The following is a 22172-nucleotide window of genomic DNA, read 5'->3' on the forward strand; positions in this document are numbered from 1 at the left end:
TTATCGAATAAGATTGCTATGCCGCTGGCCCGGTGTCAACGGTAAACATTGAACGTATTTTAGGTTAGGCTAGTGTTTTCTGCCGTAACGTAGGGGACTGCTAGCTGTGCCGCACGATACCACCGCAATCAATAAACAACGTCAGGACTTAAGTCAGCACGATTCTGTCTGGTTATTCGGTTATGGGTCATTAATTTATAAAGTCGATTTTCCGTATTTGCAGTGTCAACCCGCTTATATCGAGGGCTGGAGCCGGCGTTTTTGGCAGGGCTCACATGATCATCGTGGCACTCCGGAAAAGCCAGGGCGGGTACTCACTTTAATAGAAACGCCTGGTGAGATTTGTACCGGCATGGCATATCGAGTTAGTCCCGATGTATTCGAGCACTTGGATCATAGGGAAAAGAATGGCTACCTGCGCTTTTTTACGCCAATGACATTTAGTGATGGTGATAAACAACAAGGATTGGTCTATATCGCGACCGAAGATAATGCGGCTTTTATGGGGCCAGCGACAGATGCCGAGATAGCAAAACACATTGCCCAGTCGGAAGGGCCTAGTGGCAAAAACTCAGAGTACCTTTTAAAACTAGCCGAGGGGTTAGAGCAGTTGGGTGTTACTGATCCTCACGTGGAGGGTATTCGTCAGCATTTGCTGACTTTGCTTCCGGAGAGTCGGCAATAGAGCCAACACATAAGCGACAATCATCAGCGGCCGGGGCAGATGCCTCGACGTATCTCAGTTTATGGCGAGAGTGACCGCGGTTGCTTGATATTTGATATACCGTCTGGCGCGATTCGTTGTTGCTGTTGTTGTCGGTCATAGCACTCCGTTATTATTGCTTACAGTAGAGCGAATACAGAAGCTTTAGAATTTCTTCTGTCTTAGCGTCTGCTAGTTGATAGTGAATGTACTTGCCGGCGCGCCGGGTTGTAACAAGCTGCTGCTGGCGCAATCGGTTTAAATGTTGCGATAGCATCGGTTGATGTAAATCCAGCCGCTGCTCAATCTCGCCCACAGAAAACTCGCCTTGACTCAGTAAACACAATATCAGCAGTCGGTCAGGGTGTGAAAGTAGCTGCATCACGCGGGCTGCTTGAGCTGAAGAGGCCCTCATTACTTCAGGGTTCATACTATTGTCTTCTCTTTATTGGAATAATAATCGTTAATGATAACAAAATAGATACTAGCTAGAATAGCTCATTAACTGGTTTTGCTGGATGAATCAGGTTTCCCTGCCAACTGTGACAGCCGGTTTCGGCTAATAGTTCAAACTGAGCTTCTGTCTCAATTCCCTCAGCTTGTACTTCAACGCCGATTTCTGCTGCCAGTTTAACGATCGATTCCACCATGCGTCTGGTTTTGTTGTTGAGCGTTATTTCGTCGACAAAACTGCGGTCAATTTTTATTTTGTGAATAGGGTAGTCGTTTAAAAAACTGAGGCTCGCAAAACCGGTACCAAAGTCATCAATAGTAATTTTAACACCGAGTGCTGCTATGCGTTCAAGGATTCCGACCACACTAGATTCAGGCTCATTTAATACCGATTCGGTAATTTCAATTTCCAGGATGTCATTCAGCGACGGGTCCTCCTCGCATAGCTGATCGAGCTTTTCGATAAAGCTATAGGTGAGCTGTGAGGTCGATGCATTAATACAGACACATTTAACGTCGTGGTCATTAGCACGCCAGCGTTTTACTTGTTGGGCAACACTTTCTAGTGCCCAAACACCAATAGTGTCTAATTGACCTGCCTTGTCAGCATCCTGCAAAAACTGATGTGGACTCAATAAACCGTGTTCTGGATGATTCCAGCGCAACAGCGCTTCGGCACCGATGATCTCTTTATTAAAGTTAAGAATAGGCTGATAAAATAATTCGAGCTGGCGTTTGTTCATTGCCTCTGGAATATCCGCCTCAAGTTGTAGATGTTGAATGGAGGCTTGTGCTATATCCTGCTGAAACAGTACCAGTTCTTTTGCGTGGGTATATTTCGCGTTATTCATCGCTGAGTTGGCCTGCGCAAGTAAGCGTTCACCGTCGTAGCCGTCTAATGGGTAAATACTGGCACCGGCGCTGCAGGATAAGCTGAACTGAGCGTGGGCATCGATAATAAATTTGTGTTTAAAAACATCGAGTATATTTTCAGTAATGGTTTGTACGTCAATATACTCGGTAATGTTGTTGATCAGAATGACAAACTCATCGCCGCCGGCCGCGTACAGTTTATTACCGAACGGTAAAGCTTCTTTCAAACGCTTGGCAATACGTTGAATGGTTTTGTCACCCACATGATAACCGAAAGAGTCATTAATCCGATGGAAGTCGTCAACATTCAATGATAATACGGCTGCCAGACGGTCGTCGGGTAGTTGGTCGAGTAGAGAGTGAAAGTCTTTACGCAGACTGTTCAGGTTAGGCAGCCCGGTCAGCTCATCAAAGAACGCGACTTTGTATAAAGACTGTCTTTGCTGATTTAGTTCTGTTAAATCAGTCAAACAGGCAATCAACTGATCTTGAGCGTCGTGAGAGCGCTTTAAACTAAGGTAAGCTACAAACCGTGACTGATCCGGCCGACGGCCAACGACTTTAATACTGGTGTCGAGAGGGAACTTGGTCTGTTGCGGGGAGTGGTCAGTTCGGGTTAACAAGTCTTCCAGCTGCAATCCAGTGGCTTGCTCAGTAGCTAGCCCGACGATTTTGGCAAACGTGCTATCGAGGGTAACGATTTTGTGGGCTTTATCAATATCTGCCAGACCGATAGTGACAGCGGCGCCTTTGACGTCGAGCCCATTATCCTGAGCAAAATTAAAATCGCTGGAGATGTTGACCCAGGAGCCTTTAAGCCGGTTTCCCGAGGAGTCGACCTGGCGGATCTCGTCGCGCACCCAGATGTAATGCCCCTGTTTATGGCGAAATCGATACTCTTGCACAAATTCGGGTTCATCCACTGCCCGCAGTGCCTTTTTGACCACCGAAGAACGGTCTTCCGGGTGTAAGTTATCAAACCACCAGTTCGTCGCTGTAATTTCGTCTAAGCTATAACCTAAAATTTGTTCTGCGTTTCGGCTGGCCCAATGAACTTGATAATTTTTACCGTCTTTGCGCAGTTCGTAGTGAATGGTTGGGCTGCTTTCCAGGTAGTCGTTCAGCAGATCCGTGGGCTTTTTGTATTGCTTTATCCAAAAGCGAGAGTAAAAGAATAAGAAGATCCCGGACGCAGCAATGACGATCCAGGGTTGAACCGTTTCCAGTACTCGCCTAGTGTCTTCGGACAGTTGAAAAAAGCCTGTAGAAATAAGTAAGACTATTTCCATTAACACTAACAACAGGACATACAAAGCAACGCTGCGAACATCGGCTTTTTGATACCAGCGTTTGCGACCTTTAGTGTTTGTACTCATCGTATTCTTGCCCATGGAATATCATCTTTAGGTTGTGGCTTACTTAAAATTGATCCCTGCAGCTCTTCGCAACCAATCTGTTTCAACAGTAAGAGTTTGCTGCGATCATCTATTCCGGTAGCAATGGTCTTGAGGCCACGGGAGCGTGCCATTTTAACCATAGAGGTCAAAGCCCGTTTTTTGTCACTGTTGGAAGTTGCTTTTTTCACCAGCTCCTCAGATAATTTAACGGCATCAACGGGCAGTACAAACAACGACTGTATAGTTGCAGCACCGTCACCAAAATGGTCGGCAATTATGTTTACACCAATACTACGTAATTTTTCCAGATAACGTTTTGCTTTATCCGATATCCGCATCAATGATCTTTCGGAAACTTCCAAACTAAAGTTGCGGGGTGGGAATTTACTCTCATGTAGCTCGTGCGCAACTGCATTCAATACGCTAGGTTCAATAACGTCATTTAAAGTGATGTGAAGCGATACTCTTACGACAAAGTTATTTTGGTGCCAGTTTTTAATATCCTCAAAGGCTTTTTTAACCATCCACGAAGTAAACTGCTTGGTTAAGTCGGCCTCTTCGATTAGCGGTCTGAACTCATCCGGATCCATATCTCCCCGTTTGGGGTCCGTCCATTTGACGATGCCTTCTAGAACGGAAAAATAGCCACTGTTTGCATTTAACCTTGGTTGATAATAAAGCTTTATATCGTTGCGTTCGAGCGCTTCGGTTAACTGTCGTGAAAAGCTGGCTTCTGCAAGATTAGCGATTGCATCGTCAGGTTCCAGGAAGGCGAAGTTTTGTTTCTTCTCGCGAGCTTCAAAGGCATGTTGTTGAGCCTGTTCGACGATTTGATCTTCCTGTTCTTTTAGTGCGCCTTTCTTAACTCGTAGCACTCCCGTTGCACTATCAAGCTGATAAGGAACCCCATCTATAACGATTGGGCGCTCTAATAAGCTGCTGATTTTTTTCTCTAATTCTTTATGCGATTGCTTTGCGTCGGTACTAACCCCGACTAATTCATTCTGTGATGTCTGGCCGATGTGAGCTGAGTCACCGATGGCTTTGCGTAATTTTTCAGCCAACTGCCGCATTAATTTTTCGGTTCGTTCGGTACCTATTTGGTGTTGAATACGCTCCAGGTTCTGCAGTTTAAAGTTAAATATATCGACCAGATCGTCGGTACTACTGTCTTCTTCCTCGCCAATAGTGCGTAACTGCTCTTTTAAGGCTTCAATATTAGGTAACTCGGTACCGTGATAGGTGTGTTTTGCTTTTTTCTCAAGCGCGACTAACTCGCGAACGGAGTTAGTAATCAGTCCGGCAATCGTCGGCACCAAAATTAGTATCAACAACCTGATTAACCAGCCAACGGCTATCTCGTTTTCAGCAATTAACTGGCTGGAGAAAGATAGCGGGCTGAGCGCCAAACCGCAGACAAAGCCGCCTAAAGCACCAATACGTGGTCCAAGAAGTAGACCAGAAAAGAATAGCGGTAGATAAATCAGGTGCTCATAAACACTTGGGATTCCGCCGGTAACTTCTATAACCCTAACCATAGCGGCGATGAAAATCGCCAACAAAAAGCCAATAAACACCTGCTTTTCGGCGTTTAGCTTGGTAAAGTCAACTAGACTTTCACGGCACCATGCCGCAAAACTGTATGGATCATCGGGCGCTGCCATAGGCTCCGCTTGTATTGGTAAGTGTTGCTCTGTATTGTTTCAAGATTGTGAATAAAGTTGTCTGATGTCAAGCATTTAGCATAAAAAGATACCTTCTAAAGGAACATTAATGAAAGATAAATTAGAAACGCGCTCCTTTATCGTCATGCTGCTGGCCGTAAGTGTCGCTTTTGCGTTGGTTTTAAAGCCCTTTTGGATGTCAATTTTTTGGGCCTGTGCGGTAGCCGTTATTTTTTATCCGTTGCAACGCAAACTGCAGAGTTTGTTAGGGGACAAGCCGAACCGAACGGCGTTGTTGACCCTGTTAATAGCAGTTGTCATTGTGGTTATTCCAGTACTTGGCATTGCTTATTCTTTTGTGCAGGAAGGGGTTTTGTTCTATCAAAGGGTCGATTCCGGTGAAATAAGGCCTGGACAATTTTTAGAGAGAATCGAAACGGCATTCCCATTTATTCCAGAGTTGCTGGAGCGCTTTGGCATTGAAACCGAAAATTTGCGCAGCAAACTGTCGGAATTTGCGGTAACGGCAAGCCGCACTTTGGCACAACAAGCTTTAGCCGTCGGTCAAAACACCTTTAGCTTTGTGATTAGTGTCGCGTTAATGATCTATCTGACATTTTTCTTGCTCAGAGACGGTCATTTGCTGGTCAATTTATTGGTGCGAGCATTACCTCTGGGCGACCAAAGAGAAAGAGAACTGTTTGGTAAATTTGCCGAGGTTACCCGGGCCACCGTTAAGGGCAATATCGTGGTGGCGATAGTGCAAGGTGCTTTGGGCGGTATTATATTTGCCATTTTGGGCATACCAGGTGCATTGCTGTGGGGTGTGGTAATGGCGTTTCTATCGCTGATTCCGGCTGTCGGCGCAGGTATTGTGTGGCTACCGGTAGCCGTCTACTTGTTGGCAACAGGAAGCTTATGGCAAGGAACCACATTAATTATCTATGGTGCGGTTGTTATTGGTTTGGCAGATAATATATTACGGCCGTTATTGGTAGGGCGAGACACCAAACTGCCGGACTATGTTGTGCTCTTTTCCACGCTTGGTGGATTGGCGTTATTTGGGATTACGGGGTTTGTAATAGGGCCGCTGGTAGCGGCCCTGTTTATGGCGTTCTGGGCTATCTTTATGCGTGAATTTAACGTTGAGTAAATCACATAAAGGGGCGTTGGTAACCGCCTTCAATACCTTCGCGCGATAACACCCACTGCCAGAGTTGAATGTCGCGAGCGCGGAAAGCGCCTGCACAAGAGAGTAGGTAGTACTTCCACATACGATAAAACTGAGTGTCGAATTGCGACTTTAATTCTGGCCAGGCTTCGTCGAAATTGGCGAACCAGGCCATTAGTGTTTTATCGTAATCGGCGCCGAAGTTATGCATATCTTCGCAGACAAAACGTTCCTCTAGAGATTGACCAATTTGCGGAATCGAGGGAACTTCGCCATTGGGGAAAATATAACGACTGATCCACGGGTCGGCAGCTGTGTCTGTGACATTTTTGCCGATGGTATGTAACAGGAATAAACCATTGTCTTTCAGGCAACGACGGGCAACATCCATATAGTCGTCGTAGTTTTTCTGACCGACATGCTCAAACATACCCAAGCTAATTATTCGATCAAACTTCTCATCGAGTTCTCGATAGTCTTGCAGCCGAAATTCGACCGGAAGACCCTTACAACGCTCTTTGCCCATCGCCACTTGTTCTTTCGAGATAGTAACGCCGACACACTCGACATCGTAGTTCTCGGCGGCATATTGCATAAAGCTGCCCCAGCCGCAGCCAATATCGAGTATTCGCATACCGGGCTTTAAACCGAGCTTTTGACAGCTCAGTTCTAGCTTGTCGCGTTGTGCTTGGTTTAAATCGTTAGCATCGCGCCAGTAGCCGCAGGTATATACCATACGTTCATCAAGCATGCGCTGGTATAATTCATTGCCAATATCATAATGGTGTTGACCGACCTCCCAGGCGCGCTTGCTGTCCTGTAGGTTAAACATGCGGGCTTTGAGGGAATGAAAGATAAGCCGTGCCGGATTAACTTCGTTTTGTATACCAGAACGCAATAATCGGTGGAAAAATTGATCCAGAGCAGGCGAGTCCCAAAGACCTGCCATATAAGCCTCGCCAAGCCCTAAATTGCCTCGCGATAGTGCCTGATCAAATACACTGTCATCATGAACCTGCATGTCCCAGGCGCGATCACCATTAAGGCGGATATCGGCTCGGGACAGCAGCTCCTCTACATACGCTTTTGACGTTGCCATGAGTGCACCAATAGTTAGCAGTTATTATTATTCTAATAACCTAACAGGAAGCAGATTTCTAGGCAATGTGCGCAAACTATGTACTATTAGCCAGCGCCGGATCCCCGGACAAATTCAGGGTAGGCCTCGACGCCGCAGTCGACCGCGTCTCCGCCCTGGTATTCTTGTTCTTTCGTGACGCGGATACCAATGCTCACTTTGAGCAACCACCAGACGATAAAACTGGTGACGAACATCCAGCCAAAAATAACGGCAAGACTGGTTAACTGGGTTAATAGCGAGGCATCGGAAACGCTCATTGGCACAACCAGTAAGCCAAAGCAACCGCAAACACCATGCACGGATAGGGCGCCGACAGGGTCATCAATTTTAATTCGGTCAATAGCTAGTATCGACAATACCACCAATACGCCGGCGCACAGACCGATAGTGGTGGCTAATAAATGCGTTGGTGACGCTGGTTCAGCGGTAATAGCAACTAATCCGGCTAATGCACCATTTAAAATCATGGTTAAATCTGCTTTTTTCGACAGTACTTTAGAAATGATTAGTGCGCCAATGGTGCCGGCTGCGGCGGCGATATTGGTATTAACGAAAACGTTAGCAATAGCTTCTGCGTCCTCCACCGAGCTCAGTTTTAGCTGCGAGCCACCGTTAAATCCAAACCAGCCAAACCATAGGACAAAGGTGCCTAACGTCGCCAGTGGCATATTGGCGCCGGGAATTGCCTGTGCTTTGCCATTTTTATACTTTCCATGCCGTGGCCCAAGTAGCAAAACGCCTGCGAGTGCCGCGGCCGCACCGGCTAGATGAACAACCCCGGAACCTGCAAAGTCGATAAATCCCCAGTCACTGAGAAAACCACCACCCCAGCTCCATTGACCTTGAATTGGGTAAATAACGGCGGATAAAACCACGCTAAATAATAAAAAACTAATTAACTTCATGCGTTCTGCAACGGCACCGGACACAATGGATAACGCAGTGGCCACAAAAACACTTTGAAAGAAAAAGTCAGCCGCATCGGCGTAGTGTTCAGCGCCGCCGCTGCCATACATCAGGTAATAGCCAATCAACAGATAACAAAGACAAGCAATCGCATACAAAGCGATATTTTTAGTCAAAATTTCGGTGGTGTTTTTACTGCGGACCAGGCCAGCTTCTAACATGGCAAATCCGGCAGCCATCCACATAACCAGCGCCCCGGAGATCAGTAAATAGAAGGTATCTAATGCATACGCTAAAATAGTTTCGTCAGACATGACATTTTACTCCTTAAAGGGCTTGTTGGTTGGTTTCTCCGGTACGGATACGAATGCAATGAGCGAGCTCCCAGACAAATACTTTGCCATCGCCGATATTGCCGGTGTGGGCGTTGTCGGTAATTGTTTCCAACACTCTTTCGAGCATGTCATCAGCAACTGCTAACTCAATTCTAATCTTGGGTAAAAAGTCGACTTTATACTCGGCACCTCGATACAGCTCGGTGTGACCTTTTTGTCGACCAAAACCGCGTACTTCGGAAACGGTCATCCCGGCACAGCCGATTTCGGCTAAGGAACGCCGCACGTCATCAAGTTTGAAAGGTTTTATCAGGGCTATCACCATTTTCATTATTGTTACTCCTGTGAAGATATTGGTAATAGCTATAACAAGATGTGTGCCAATAAATAACTAACTGAAATAACGGTATAAATTTATTTTTACCTCGGTTTTTTGTATAAAATTTGTGCGCTTATGGTGCAGCTGCACCTAATCAGTGCTTATAACTTATGCCGCGAAGTCAGTTGCACCTATTACAGAGTGACGAGATACTAGGGCGACCTAATTCAGTTAAACAGGGGAAGCCAATGATTACTGGGCAAAGAATGAGTGATTTGATAGGTCAGACCGATATGGTGCTTATTCCATCACTTTCGCGGTTAACCGGCTCAGAAATTTTTTTGAAGTGTGAGTTCCAAAATCCTGGCGGCTCCATTAAAGATCGCGCAGCGAAGCAACTGATCGAAGATGCTTTCGCGCGCGGTGAATTAGAACCTGGCATGACCGTAGTAGAAGGTACCGCAGGTAACACTGGCATCGGGCTTTCGTTAGTCGCAAAATCCTACGGGCTAAAAATGTTGGCGGTTATGCCCAACGATCAGGCGCCGGAAAAAGAACGGATGATTGCGTTGCATGGTGGCGAACTAATGACCGTCGATCCGGTGCCTTTTAAAAACGAAAACCATTTTTACCATACCGCTCGTCGCTATGCTGAACAGCGCTCTGACTGCTGGTGGGCGAATCAGTTTGAAAACACCAGCAATGCCCGAGCTCATTATCTGCATACAGGACCGGAGATATGGCAGCAAATGGGCGGCAAAATTGATACTTTTGTTTCAGTTGCCGGCACGGGTGGCACGATAGGTGGCGCCTCAAAGTACTTTAAAGAACAAGATCAAGCTATCGATGTCTGGCTAGCAGATCCTGACGGGTCAGGCATTTTTGAGTTTTTAAAAGCTGGCGAGTATGTGTCGCACGGTAGCTCTATGACTGAGGGCATTGGTATTATGCGTTTGGTCGACAATTTTAAACAGGCAAAAATTGATCATGCGGTTAATTTACCCGATCAGGATTTAGTCACGTTATCCCGTTATGTGCGTGAACATGACGGTATTGTATTGGGTAGTAGCTCGGCTCTTAATGTAGCTGGCGCGGTCGCTGCCGCTGCGCAAAAAGGGCCCGGTCAACGGATTGTGACTTTTGCTTGTGACCTGGGGGAGCGTTCCGCCAGCAAGCTGTATAACGAGTCATACTTGAAGGGTAAAGAGTTGTCGCCAGAACCTGAGCCGATTGATCAACTGCTTGAACGGTATCGTCAGTTGGGCGAAAAAGTGATAAAAACGTCCTGGCGAGGCGATTAACGGAGACAACAGTATGCGGGTGGTAAAGTGTACACTGATGGCAGCAGGGCTAATCTGTTCCGGGGCGGTGAGCGGGCAGAGTTCGACGGCGGTGGAGAACCTAAAAGCGATTGAAGTACCCACCTTTATTGATGTGGCTCACCGCGGTGCATCCGGCTATTTACCGGAACACACTCGTGCCAGCACAGTAATGGCTCATGCACTGGGAGCTGACTATATTGAGCAAGATATCCAGCTCAGTCGGGACGGGGTGCCGGTCGTATTGCACGACATCTATTTAGATAACATTTCTAATGTCGCCGAGGTATTCCCGAAACGCCACAGGCCCGACGGCAAATACTATGTTGTTGACTTTACGCTTAATCATCTAAAACAGCTGACGCTAACACCGCGGAAGAATAAAGAAGGCGAGTTGCGCTATCCAAAACGGTTCTCAGCGCAAGCGGTTCCGTTTAGAGTACAAACATTGGCAGAAACGTTAACTCTTATTAAAGAGCTTAATCATGTGCGCAACACTGCAACGGGTGTTTATATCGAAGTAAAAGCCCCACGCTGGTACCAACACCAGGACTACGATCCAACGGCTGCGGTGGTTAAGGTTATCGAACAACATGGCTATCAGGACGGGGCATTACCTACACCTATCTATCTGCAGTCTTTTGATCCTGAGACCTTGCGCCGGTTAAAACGTGAATTTCATATTGACTACCCGCTGGTGCAGTTGATCGCTGATAATAGCTGGAATGAGAGTGATGTCGATTATGATTCATTGCGCACGTACGCCGGAATGGAGTCGCTGTCGTCATACGCGGATAGTGTCGGGCTATGGTTACAGCATGTGCTAGTCGGGGTAAAAGACGGAAAGCCACAGTGGGGAGAAGTGTTGGATAATGCACAGCGTTGCAATATCGAAGTGTTTGTCTACACCCTGCGTGCTGATGACTTACCGGAGGGCGTAGAGTCTCATAAACAGTTACGCAGCTGGTTAAAGAGTGCTGGTGTGGCTGGCGCCTTCAGTGACTTCCCTGATAAAAAGTGAGGCGCATTTTAAAGCCATCGGTACCGTCATCGTAATAGTTAGGTAAAACGTCGATGGTTTCAAAATGATAAAGTTGATAGAGCTTTATCGCAGTAATATTGTCCGATTTAACCTCTAGTGTAAGGCCACTAAGGTGGCCTTTTTTCGCTTCTGTAATGATATGTTCGAGCAGTGCGCGAGCAATACCTCGGCCGCGGTGCTGAGCATCCACGGCAATCGAATAAATCCGCCAGTAGCGGCTATTTTTGCGAGTTAAGGCAATAGCATAAGCGATAACTTTGGTGCTTTCAGTAACTACCCAAAAATGTACCGAAGGAGACTGTATTAGCCGCAGGAAATTGCGGCGGCTGATGCGGCTGTAATCAAAAGTTCGCTGTTCTAATTCGGTTAAGTCCTCAAGATCCTGCCGTTCGGCCAAACGAACTTTTAAACTACTGCTCATCCAATCGACGTCCAAAGTCTGCCATAATTAGTCGGTAGAGCTCGTAACCCAGATGCAGATCTTCCACGCCCCACTCTATCGACGGGTTGTCATTAATTTCGATGATCACTGGCCCCTGGTCGGTGACTTTCACGTCAACTCCGTATAGACCGTCACCGATCAGGCGGGTTGCCTGCAGTGCAATTTTGACCACGTCTTTTGGCGCCTGATGGACACCCAGTGTGGTAAATGAACCACTTTTGCCTTTAGCTGATGACTCTTTATGGTTGTATATCTGCCAATGGTTACGAGCCATAAAGTACTGGCAGGCATAAATCGGGCGATTATTGAGTACACCAATACGCCAGTCATAGTCTGTTTTTAAAAATTCTTGCGCGAGCAGTATGGTTGACTGTTTAAACAGCTGCTCAGCAACGGCTTTAAATTGCTCGGCATTATCGGCTTTTTCGACACCGATAGAAAAAGAACCATCAGGAATTTTCAACACCACCGGATAACCGAGTTGTTGGCCTAGTTGTTGATAGTCAGTCGTGTTGTCAGCGAATAACAACTCGCTTTTTGGCATGCCGACATTGTGTTTCTCAAGCAACTCTTTTAGAAATACTTTATTCGCGCACTTAACAATGGATTCGGGGTGGTCAATAACGACTAAGCCGTTAGCCTCGGCCTTTTTTGCAAAATGATAGGTGTAGTGACTAATCCGCGTGGTTTCTCGAATAAACAGAGCATCGAACTCCAGCAATCGATTAAAATCGTCAGCAGTAATTAACTCGGCTTCGATATCAGCTTCTTTGGCGGCTTTGATAAATTGTTGCAGCGCTTTCTTATCGCTAGTGGGAATAGCTTCGTTCGGATTATAAAGAATGGCTAAATCATAGCGATACTCCTTTTTAGTCCGCCCTTTTCGCCAAACTTTCTTATTAAACTGATCCAGCGCATTACCAAACACGGTTTGTTCATCGTCGGTTAATTGATTAAGCGAGCCAGCCGCTAACGAGTCAATATACCAACGGCCGTCCCAACGCAGGCTGACCCGAATAATTGGACAGGGATAGCGCTCAAATAATTGGCGCGCAAACCCACTAAACTCATCGATGGAGCTTTGTCCAAAACAAATCACCAATTCTAGTGAAGAGTCGGTATAGTGATCTAGATACCGACTTGATGGCTTATCTAATACATTAGTAAGCAACTGATAATGCTTAAAGTTATTTAAATCATTAATGGTGGTAACCGATGGCAATACACGCTGACCGCGGGCTTCCGCCAACAGACTGACGTAGTAACCGGTGGAAAGATAACTTAAATCGTGGCACAGATTAACAATGTGATGACGATCACCGTCGCTACCAGAGTTTAAATAATCATTAGCAGTAACCAGAGTCTGGCTGGGGTAGTAAGGCTGCCAGGCCGCCATGTCGTTTACGACAACGTGCACATGCTGTTGCATAGAGAAAAAATGTCATTTGCGTGGAATACTTATCAGACACTATATTAGAAGTAGCAAGAAAGACAAGGAGCTTTATCTATGTTGACGCTGTTGGCCAAGTTATTAAAGGCCCTGAATTCAGAAACCAGTCCCTGGGCTTTGGCCATGGCTATGGTATTAGGAATGTTTTTAGGCTTAACGCCATTATGGCGTGTGCATAACCTAATTATATTATTTGCGGCATTGATTTTCCGCGTCAACCTAACACTTTTTCTATTGTCCTTTGCCATTTTCTCAGGCATTGCATACTTGCTGGATCCGATGTTCCATGAGCTTGGCTTGGCGATCTTACAGGCGCAGAGTTGGCAAGGTATTTATGAAGCGATGTACGCAACTTCGGTGGGTCGAGTGTCGCAGTTTTACCATACCCTGACCATGGGTAGCTTCGTGTTTAGCCTGATCATCAGCCCAGTTATTGCGCTAGCGACCTACTTTATTGTGGTTAACTATCGAAAACGGATTCAGAAAGCGCTAATGAAGTTCAAAATTGTGCAAATGGTTAAAGGTAGCCGTTTCTGGCAGTTGTACATGGATTTACGGGGGTAGTCATGAAGCGAAGCATAATACGTTGGCCAGGACTGGCGGCTTTTGGAATCATTATTGGCTTACTGGTTATTATTTCATGGCTGTTTTTAGATTCTATTTTAAAAATTTCTATGGAATATAGCCTCGGCCGCCTAAATGGTGCTGAAGTTAATATTGAAAAAGTTGAGCATAGATGGTCACCGCTTACCTTGACGGCTCATGGGGTAGAAGCCACCGACCCGGCAAAACCAACTCATAATCAAGTGCAACTTGCGCGCTTAAGTGCCGATGTTTCAGTTGCCCAGTTATTGCTTGGACGCATTCATATCGATCAGCTTGATGTGGTCGGTGTACGGGTAGACCAGGAGCGTAGCAGCGGCGAGGGCGATGTCTATGTAATGCCTGATAAGGATGATGTTAAAAACTGGGCGTCAACTAATTGGGAGAAGTTAAAAGTCTCCTTACCCGAAAAAGATGAAATTATAGCTCAGGTTGGTTTGCAAACTGACCAGGTTCTGGACCAGGCAGAAACAAAAATTGAGCAGCAGCGGCAGCAGTTTGAACAGGCTAAAGATGGTCTGCCAGACAAGCAAAAGATAGCAGAGTACCAACAACGGATAAAAGAGCTTACCGAGAGCGACATAAAAGGGCTTGGTGATGTCGCTGCGCGGAAGGAAAAACTGGATCAGCTAAAGCAGTCAATTCGCGAGGATAAGCAAGCCATCAAGCAGTTCCGCGAGCAATTGAGTGAATCTGCTGAGGTTGTTAAACAACAGATAGAGCAGGTAAAACAAGCACCGGGCAATGACATTGACCGGATCCGTGACTTTTTTCAGTTAAATCAGTCGGGACTGCAGAATATAACCGGGCTGTTATTAGGAGAAAAGGCAAAGCAATGGAGTGAGTATTTACTACTTGCCTATGAGCAGTTAGCGCCTATGCTAGCTCGTTCTTCTGATACGGAAACAGTGAAGAAAGTCCGTGGAGCGGGCGAGAGTCTGTCGTTTGCTGAAGAAGATGCACCGCCAGAATTCTGGATTAAAAATGCGCGAACAGAGGTGATAGTCGCCGACAGTCAAGTTGATATTAACTGGCAGAATATAACCCACCAGCATAATTTGCTGGGTCAACCAACCACTTATCAGGCACGGCTCGATAATAGCAAACTATGGCAGGCATTTAACCTTAACGGCGAGCTTTCATTATTGGCATCGGGTATTGATGCCAAACAACAATGGCAGTTAAAAGGCGCTAACTTAAATAGTTTAGGGTTAAGTAACAGCGAGCAATTAACTGCTTCTATCGCTTCGGCCCTGCTTGATAGCGATGGTACGGTTCTGGTGCGGGAGAACCAGCTAGACGGTGACGCGGTTATTCGTATGCTCGATTTAACAATGGATGCGACTGGTAGTAGTAAAATTACCGACGCAGTTGCAACTGCGTTAAAACAGCTGAACCGGTTAGACATCAATACTAACTTCTCTGGCAGTATTCTGAACCCGAAACTTGGTCTTAACTCAGACCTTGATCAGCAGCTCGGTAAGCTCTTAAGTCAAACGGCTATGGCGGAAGCTGAAGGTAAGCTAGGCGAGATAAAAGCTGATTTAATGAGCAAAGTAGAAGGACAGCTTGGTTCGAAAACAGCGTTACTTGAAAATATCAGCTCGCTCAATAGCGATGCTCAGTCGTTCGATAACCAGCTTGAAGATTTATTGAAGGCGAAAATCGAGGACAACCTGAAAGATAAATTGAAAGGCCGCTTATTCGGCGGCCTTTAACAGGGCTTAGTTAGTGCTGAGATAAAAACTGGCTAATTCGCTCAGCTTTTTGCTGAATTGAATAGATACCGTCGAGGTGTCCCCACGGGCCGTCGATGGTTTCCAGTTGCACGTCTTTGCCCATAGATTCTAAATGCGCTGCTGCGTTGTCTGCCAGATAGGGCATTAGCAGTAAATCGTTACTGGCGGGTAAGAAAAGGCTTTTTGCCGATATATTGTTCAGTCCCTCTTTAAGCGTTTCCTGATGACCAGCAACAAACAGTTGGTTGGCGCGAACTAAATACAGTATGTGATTAGCGTCTGCTAATGGAGCGCGCTCGCGACTGCTACTGTACAGCCATTCTGCCGCCGGTAGCTGGTTATCGACGGATTTAAGACCTTCCGCGGGGAGGGTTTCTTGAGACGGCGCTAACTGGTTAAAGATGCTTGGATGCATCGCGCCATGAGTAATCAACGCCTGTGCCATAGTAACGCCATCCAGTGGTGCTTGAGCGCCATAGTAATTGCCCTTGTTCCAGTTAGGGTCCAGCTTTATGGCTTGCGCCCAGGCTTCGAGCCCGGCAATTGTCCAGGCGTCCAATGAGGCCGCACCGATGACGGAAACCATTCGTTCTACCCAGTCAGGATAAGTAGCAGCCCACTCGATTGCTTGCAAAGAGCCCATTGAGGCACCAATTACCGCATGTAATTTTGAGACCCCGAGGGATTCTAATACGGCTTTTTGAACATTGACGAAATCGCGAATGGTAACAACCGGAAAATCTAACCCGTACGGTTCGCCGGTGGCCGGGTTAATGCTGGCCGGGCCGGTGGTGATCACTGAAGGCAGGTTAGGATAGGCATTAACTAAAGAGTCCACGCTCACTACGTAGTATTTATTAGTATCGATGGCTTTACCAGGACCGATAATGGCATCCCAGTATCCCGCTTGAGGATCGTTCTCGGTATACTTACCAGCTGCGTGGCTGTTACCTGAAAAGAAATGAGTCACCAAAATAACGTTGTCTTTGGCTTCATTGAGTTCTCCGTAGGCTTCCCAGCCAACGGTGACTTCCTCGATAGCTTCACCGCCATGGGTGGTGTAGTTTTCCAGCGTAAACGATTGCTTCTCGACAATCATTGGCTGCTGAGCGAGCGCGATAGAGCTGGCAAAGGCCAGCACCAGGCCGCTAAGGTTTTTCCATAACCGTGTCATTTTACTTCTCCTGTAGGTAATTTTGATACTTGTCCCGCAACTGGTTTTTAACCAGTTTGCCAGTGCCTGTGTGTGGTAATTCATCAACAAAGAGAATGTCGTCGGGCATCCACCAACGGGCGATCTTGCCGGTTAAAAACTGCTTAATACCTTCTTTATCAACTTGTTGGCTTTTATTCAAAACCACAAATAATAGTGGTCTTTCGTCCCATTTAGGATGCTTTACGCCTATAACGCAAGATTCATTGACCGCTGGGTGTTGGCTGGTGATGTTTTCGATGTCTAGCGAGCTGATCCATTCGCCGCCACTTTTGATGACATCTTTTTTACGATCGACCACCTTCATAAAGCCTTCGGCGTCGATTACCGCGATATCGCCGGTTGCTAACCAGCCGTCCGGGAAACTACTTAAATCATCATTTCTAAAGTACTGGCTGGCGATCCAGTGGCCTCTGACCTGCAGTTCGCCACTGGTTTCTCCATCATGCGGCAGCGGACTGTTATCGGCGTCGACAATACGGGCCTCAACCCCAAATACTGGTCGCCCAGCGGTGGTTTGTATACGGTACTGTTGCTCTTTGGGCCGCTGTAAAATATCGGGCTGAGGGGGAGCTGAATGAACCAGTGGACCCGTTTCAGTCATTCCCCAAATCGGCTGCCAATATATGTTGTAGGTCTCATCGTAAGTTTTGACCAATCCCAGCGGCGAGGCTGCGCCACCAACACAAACACGTTTAAGGCTCGGAATATCAAGGCTTTCTTCGGTTAAGTAATTGTGCAGGGTTAGCCAGATAGTGGGTACCCCTAAACCAACCGTTACCTTTTCGCTACGTATCATTTCGGCCATTGCTTCACCGGAAGTGCCATCGCCGGTAAAGACTAACTTGCAGCCGGAAATAGGTCCTGCGTAGGGCGCTCCCCAGGCGGCTACATGGTACATGGTAACCATTGGCATTAGTACGGTGTCGCTGCGTAGGTCTAACATGTCGGCACCAATAGTGGCCTGTGCGTGTAACACCATCGCTCGATGAGACGCTAGTACGCCTTTCGGGTTGCCGGTGGTGCCGGAGGTATAACACAGTAAAGCGGCACTGTTTTCATCAACATCCGGCCATTGATAGTCAGTAGACTCAGTCGCCAATAATTCGTCATAGCAGTACACGTTTTTTAATGAGGTTGCCGGCATGTGTTGACCGTCAGTCATGATCACAAACCCTTTAACATTGGGCAGCTGCTCCTGAATTTCCTCGAGCAAACTGACAAAGCTTAAATCAACAAACACCCAACCGCTTTCTGCATGGTTAATGATATAGCTGACCTGGTCTGCGAATAGTCGGGGGTTTACCGTATGCATGACAGCACCAATACCACTGACCGCATAATATAATTCCATATGCCGGTAGGTGTTCCAGGCTAAACTGGCAACGCGATCGCCTGGCTCGACCCCGAGTTTGTTCAAGGCATGGGCTAATTGTGCCGAACGTTGGTAACATTCGGCGTAGGTGTAACGGTGAATATCGCCTTCTAGTCGACGAGTGACAATTTCTTGTTTGGCATGACGCTGCGCAGCAAACTTTAGCAAATCAATGATTTGCAAAGGTCGCTGCATCATGTTGCCGGAAATGGGAGAAATTAGCATGTCGTTATTCCTTACAGCATGAATAAACCAATGGCTACGGCAAGTCCCATCAGCGGAACTACGACCGTTACTGCAGCAACGGCCCAGTAAGCAGCACTATGAGTTTCGTTACAGATAGCCCGAATAGTGGTAACCACATAACCGTTGTGTGGCAGCGAGTCGAGCGCGCCCGAAGAAATGGAAACGATCCGGTGCAGTTGATCGGGGTTAACACCCGCTTGCAGGTAATGCGGACCGACTTCGGGTAGTGCGATAGCCTGACCACCGGAGGCAGAACCGGTAAGTCCGGCAATGACACTGACTGCAACGGCAGCGCCTACTAACGGGTTGCCCGGCAGGCTGGTCATAGCGGTAACGGCGGTGTCAAAGGCTGGCGTAATTTTGGCGATACTACCAAAACCGACGACTGCCGAGGTATTGCCAATGGCCACTAAAGCACCGGTAGTTGCCTCTGAGATGGCCTGCTGAGGCCGGTGGAAATGTTTAAAGTTAATAATTGCAATGGAGAGCACGCCGCCGAGCAGCGCGATAATCAGGGCGTTTTGTGCATAACTGCTGTGAAAACTAAACGACAGTCCAAGTACCACCAATAGCGGAATCAAACTTGCCACAGGGTGGGGGAGCTTTCTATCGAGCAACACCGGGTCGCCTTCACGAGCCTCGAAGCACTCACCGTTGGCCAACGCGCGGTTGATTATTTTTCTTAACCACCAGTAGCCAAAGGTAGCCATCAATACCGCGACCACTAGGCTAACTTCCCAAGCTGCATAAGGTGAAGTGCCTAAGTATTTTATTGGGATCCAGTTTTGAATTTCTGGTGAGCCGGCCGAGGTCATGGTAAAAGTCACCGAACCAAACGCCAGAGCAGCTGGAATAAAGCGCCGCGGCAGGTTAGCGTCTTTAAATAATGATAGCGCCATTGGATAAACTGAGAAGGCCACAACAAATACGCTAACGCCACCGTAAGTTAAAATAGCACAGGCAAGCACGACCGCCAAAACAGCCTGTTTACGCCCTAACTTGTTGATAATCCATCGTGCAACACTGTCAGCGGCTCCGGTATCTTCCATAAACTTACCGAACATAGAGCCGAGCAAGAACATAAAAAACCAGGCTGCAACAAAGCTGGCAAAGCCATCCATGTAGGCACTGACAAAATTAACGTCGCCAGAAAACAGCGGTATACCGCTACATAGAGCAACGACGACGGCACACAAAGGCGCGCTAATAAATAAATTCATACCCCTTAGGGTGAGAATGATCAGCAGAACCAGGCCGCCGATAAGTCCAATCATACTTAACATGAGTTACCTCGCAACGAGTCAATAGAAACAGCCATGCCCCGGTTCGTTGCATCAACTGTATTGTGCGCTATCCGGTAAAGTTGCCCCATAGTACTATGGTACAGATCACTTTTTTAACATTTTGCGCTAGTTTAGTATTCAGCCATGACTCTGGACCGTTCAGAAGTGAAAACGGAACCGATAAAAAAGAATGACAACGACTTAATCGTCAGGGGAATAATAATGAATACACCCAATTTTAAACAATCGTTAGTTGCAGTGGCGGTCAGCACCATGTTGGCGAGTCCACTTGCGTTAGCTCAAGAGCAAGAACAATCCACGGAAGCTGAAGATGCGAAGCTGGAACGTATTGAAGTAACGGCCCGCCGCACTAGTGAAAGCTTGCAAGAAGTTCCGGTCGCAGTTTCTGCGTTTGGCGAGATGGAATTAGAGCGCGACGGTATTGAGGATATTACCGAACTGCAGTACAAAATGCCGAATACCACCTTTCAGGTCAGCCGTGGTACCAACTCTACTCTAACCGCTTATATTCGGGGAGTGGGCCAGCAAGATCCGCTATGGGGCTTTGAACCGGGCGTTGGTATCTATATCGATGACGTTTACGTTGCTCGGCCACAAGGTGCCGTACTCGAGGTGCTGGATGTACAGCGGGTGGAAGTACTGCGTGGTCCGCAGGGCACACTCTATGGTAAAAACACCATTGGCGGTGCAATGAAGTACGTAACTCGCGACCTGACAGGCTACGACGAATTTGAAATAAAAGGCACGGTCGGTTCTTACAACCAAGCAGATTTGAAAGTCTCTGGACAGACCGCACTGGCGGATAACTTTTATGTTGGTGGCGCGTTTGCCACGCTAAACCGTGATGGTTTTGGTGAGTTCGCTAATACCGGTGACGAGAACTACAACAAAGAACTGATGACAGGACGTCTAAATGCTAAGTGGATTGTAAACCGCGACATTAACGTCAAGTTTGCCGCCGACTGGACCCAGGACGACTCCAATGCTCGTGGTGGTCATCGTTTGCTACCGTCATTGTTGAGTGATGAACCGCGTCAAGAAGATGTGTACGACGCTTACACTGCAATGCCCACCTGGAATGAAGTTGAGAACGAAGGTTACTCGATGACCGTTGACTGGGCGATTAACAACGAGTGGATGTTTAAGTCAGTAACCGCTTATCGTGAAGGCTCTACCAACACCAATATCGATTTTGATTCGACCGTTAACCCGGTTTTACTGGTTCCAGCTATTTACGAAGACGACCAGACCACGCAAGAGTTCCAGTTTATGTATCGCGACGATCGACTGGACTTTGTCGGTGGCTTGTATCTTTATGAAGGTCAGGCTTGCGGTGAATTTGGTACCGTGTTGGGTCTGTTATCGCTGTCAATTGATACTGGCGGCTGCGTTGACACCTCCAGTGAAGCGCTATTCGGTCAGGCAACTTATCAGTTAGATGACAAATGGTCGGTCACATTAGGCGGTCGTTATACGCGCGATGATAAAGAAGCCGATGTATTCCGCTATACCTATGCGGGCGTTAAGTTCCTGGATCGGGGCGACTACGATCAGGACCCCATTGTGATTAATTCAGACTTTAATCAACAAGCCGACTGGAGCAAGTTCTCTCCACATGCAAGTGTTAGCTACCAGGTTGCTCCTGAACTGATGATGTACGGTAGCTACAGTAATGGCTTTAAGTCGGGCGGTGTGGATATGCGTGCTGATGTATCATTAAACCCTGATGCGTCAAACCCGTACGATCCTGAGACTGTCGATACGTTCGAGTTTGGTGTTAAGAGTGAGATGTTAGACGGTCGTCTACGTCTGAACGCAGCGGCATTCTTCTCTGATTATCAGGATATGCAGGTTACTGTTCAACGGGCGATTGAAGGTGGCGGTGTTGCCTCACAGGTTCTTAACGCAGCGGACTCAACCGTTCAGGGGCTTGAGTTTGAGTCAACGTTTTCAGCGACTCAAAGCTTAAGCTTTACCGGGTCATTAGGTTATATCGATGCTGAATTTGACTCTGTTGAGTTCTTTAATCCAGAACTGCAAGAAATCGAAGACGTGTCAGACCTATGGTCGTTCCAGAACACGCCAAAATTAACTGCTAACTTAGGCTTTACTAAAGAGTTTGCATTAGAGAGTGGTTCGTTAGTGTGGTCGGGCAGTGTGGCCTATCGCGATGATATGCAAATGTTCGAGGTGCCTTCGCCATTAGACGAGGAAGCCTACAGCCTTACAAACACCAGCTTGGTATGGTACTCGAACTCTGGTCAGTGGACGGTTGGCTTGCATGCCAAAAACATACTTGACGAAGAATATCGTGTATCAGGTTACAACTTTGGTTCAACCTTCGGTGAGAATATCGTGACCGGTTATTATGGCGACCCACGTACTGTCGCTCTGTCTGTCGGTTATCAATTCTAACTCCCTGTGATATCAGCGTCTAAGCTCTTTTTTAGTGGTAAAGGGCTTAGGTGCTGGTAATT

18 protein-coding genes are annotated in these 22172 nt (G+C 47.1%); 7 read left to right on the top strand and 11 right to left on the bottom strand.

From position 1 onward, the window contains the following. Positions 1 to 106: 106 nt before the first annotated feature. Positions 107 to 685, top strand: a complete 579-nt coding sequence (locus CWI81_RS09700) for a gamma-glutamylcyclotransferase (RefSeq protein WP_126785126.1) — start codon at positions 107 to 109, stop codon at positions 683 to 685. Positions 686 to 836: 151 nt separating this feature from the next. Here CWI81_RS09700 and CWI81_RS09710 read toward each other — a convergent pair whose 3' ends face one another. Genes CWI81_RS09710 through CWI81_RS09720 form a run of 3 tightly spaced genes read right to left on the bottom strand, consistent with a single transcriptional unit; the run spans position 837 to position 5090 of the window. Further along, entirely contained in the window at positions 837 to 1133 is a 297-nt protein-coding gene (locus CWI81_RS09710; protein WP_126785128.1) for an ArsR/SmtB family transcription factor, read from the bottom strand. Between the two features lie 58 nt (positions 1134 to 1191). After that, positions 1192 to 3405, bottom strand: coding sequence for a bifunctional diguanylate cyclase/phosphodiesterase (locus CWI81_RS09715; RefSeq protein ID WP_198678671.1), 2214 nt, complete (start codon positions 3403 to 3405; stop codon positions 1192 to 1194). Then, positions 3402 to 5090: an EAL domain-containing protein gene (locus tag CWI81_RS09720; RefSeq protein WP_126785130.1), complete on the bottom strand. Its 1689-nt coding sequence runs from the start codon at positions 5088 to 5090 to the stop codon at positions 3402 to 3404. Before CWI81_RS09720 ends, CWI81_RS09715 begins: the two co-directional genes overlap by 4 nt. A gap of 109 nt (positions 5091 to 5199) precedes the next feature. Here CWI81_RS09720 and CWI81_RS09725 point away from each other — a divergent pair, with 109 nt between their 5' ends. Continuing rightward, a complete protein-coding gene (locus CWI81_RS09725; protein WP_126785131.1) occupies positions 5200 to 6243 on the top strand; it encodes an AI-2E family transporter in 1044 nt (347 codons plus the stop codon). 1 nt (position 6244) lies between these two features. On the opposite strand, the gene cfa is transcribed toward CWI81_RS09725, so the two are convergent. From cfa to CWI81_RS09740, 3 genes are all read right to left on the bottom strand, one after another. Then, a complete protein-coding gene (gene cfa / locus CWI81_RS09730; RefSeq protein ID WP_126785132.1) occupies positions 6245 to 7360 on the bottom strand; it encodes a cyclopropane fatty acyl phospholipid synthase in 1116 nt (371 codons plus the stop codon). Positions 7361 to 7446: 86 nt separating this feature from the next. Beyond that, on the bottom strand, positions 7447 to 8622 hold the full coding sequence (locus CWI81_RS09735) for an ammonium transporter family protein (RefSeq protein WP_126785133.1): 1176 nt from the start codon (positions 8620 to 8622) through the stop codon (positions 7447 to 7449). Between the two features lie 13 nt (positions 8623 to 8635). Next, positions 8636 to 8974: a P-II family nitrogen regulator gene (locus CWI81_RS09740; RefSeq protein WP_126785134.1), complete on the bottom strand. Its 339-nt coding sequence runs from the start codon at positions 8972 to 8974 to the stop codon at positions 8636 to 8638. 236 nt (positions 8975 to 9210) lie between these two features. Between CWI81_RS09740 and CWI81_RS09745 the strand changes: the two genes are divergently transcribed. Together CWI81_RS09745 and glpQ are read left to right on the top strand one after the other, a co-directional pair. Beyond that, positions 9211 to 10263, top strand: a complete 1053-nt coding sequence (locus tag CWI81_RS09745) for a cysteine synthase A (protein WP_126785135.1) — start codon at positions 9211 to 9213, stop codon at positions 10261 to 10263. A gap of 13 nt (positions 10264 to 10276) precedes the next feature. Next, positions 10277 to 11302 carry a glycerophosphodiester phosphodiesterase gene (gene glpQ / locus CWI81_RS09750; protein WP_241970415.1) on the top strand — a complete coding sequence of 342 codons (1026 nt, stop codon included), beginning with the start codon at positions 10277 to 10279 and terminating at the stop codon, positions 11300 to 11302. Here glpQ and CWI81_RS09755 read toward each other — a convergent pair. Both CWI81_RS09755 and CWI81_RS09760 read right to left on the bottom strand, forming a co-directional pair. Next, entirely contained in the window at positions 11277 to 11744 is a 468-nt protein-coding gene (locus tag CWI81_RS09755) for a GNAT family N-acetyltransferase (RefSeq protein ID WP_126785136.1), read from the bottom strand. The two genes, glpQ and CWI81_RS09755, sit on opposite strands and share 26 nt — an antisense overlap. Further along, positions 11734 to 13194 carry a RimK family protein gene (locus CWI81_RS09760; protein WP_126785137.1) on the bottom strand — a complete coding sequence of 487 codons (1461 nt, stop codon included), beginning with the start codon at positions 13192 to 13194 and terminating at the stop codon, positions 11734 to 11736. Before CWI81_RS09760 ends, CWI81_RS09755 begins: the two co-directional genes overlap by 11 nt. A gap of 78 nt (positions 13195 to 13272) precedes the next feature. Between CWI81_RS09760 and CWI81_RS09765 the strand changes: the two genes are divergently transcribed. Continuing rightward, positions 13273 to 13779, top strand: a complete 507-nt coding sequence (locus CWI81_RS09765; RefSeq protein ID WP_126785138.1) for a TIGR03546 family protein — start codon at positions 13273 to 13275, stop codon at positions 13777 to 13779. A 2-nt stretch (positions 13780 to 13781) separates the two neighbouring features. Continuing rightward, positions 13782 to 15536: a TIGR03545 family protein gene (locus CWI81_RS09770; RefSeq protein WP_126785139.1), complete on the top strand. Its 1755-nt coding sequence runs from the start codon at positions 13782 to 13784 to the stop codon at positions 15534 to 15536. A gap of 10 nt (positions 15537 to 15546) precedes the next feature. Here CWI81_RS09770 and CWI81_RS09775 read toward each other — a convergent pair whose 3' ends face one another. Genes CWI81_RS09775 through CWI81_RS09785 form a run of 3 tightly spaced genes read right to left on the bottom strand, consistent with a single transcriptional unit; the run spans position 15547 to position 19674 of the window. Continuing rightward, positions 15547 to 16731: an E22 family MetX-like putative esterase gene (locus CWI81_RS09775; protein ID WP_126785140.1), complete on the bottom strand. Its 1185-nt coding sequence runs from the start codon at positions 16729 to 16731 to the stop codon at positions 15547 to 15549. 1 nt (position 16732) lies between these two features. Continuing rightward, complete coding sequence (locus CWI81_RS09780) at positions 16733 to 18370, bottom strand: long-chain fatty acid--CoA ligase (protein WP_241970416.1); 1638 nt, start codon at positions 18368 to 18370, stop codon at positions 16733 to 16735. An 11-nt stretch (positions 18371 to 18381) separates the two neighbouring features. Continuing rightward, the gene (locus CWI81_RS09785; RefSeq protein ID WP_126785141.1) at positions 18382 to 19674 is read right to left on the bottom strand and encodes a GntP family permease; all 1293 of its coding nucleotides are present in this window, start codon (positions 19672 to 19674) and stop codon (positions 18382 to 18384) included. 222 nt (positions 19675 to 19896) lie between these two features. On the opposite strand from CWI81_RS09785, the gene CWI81_RS09790 reads away from it, so the two are divergent. Next, complete coding sequence (locus CWI81_RS09790) at positions 19897 to 22110, top strand: TonB-dependent receptor (protein ID WP_126785142.1); 2214 nt, start codon at positions 19897 to 19899, stop codon at positions 22108 to 22110. Positions 22111 to 22172: the final 62 nt, after the last annotated feature.

The organism is Idiomarina seosinensis (assembly GCF_003987275.1).
Taxonomy (GTDB): Bacteria; Pseudomonadota; Gammaproteobacteria; order Enterobacterales; family Alteromonadaceae; genus Idiomarina; species Idiomarina seosinensis.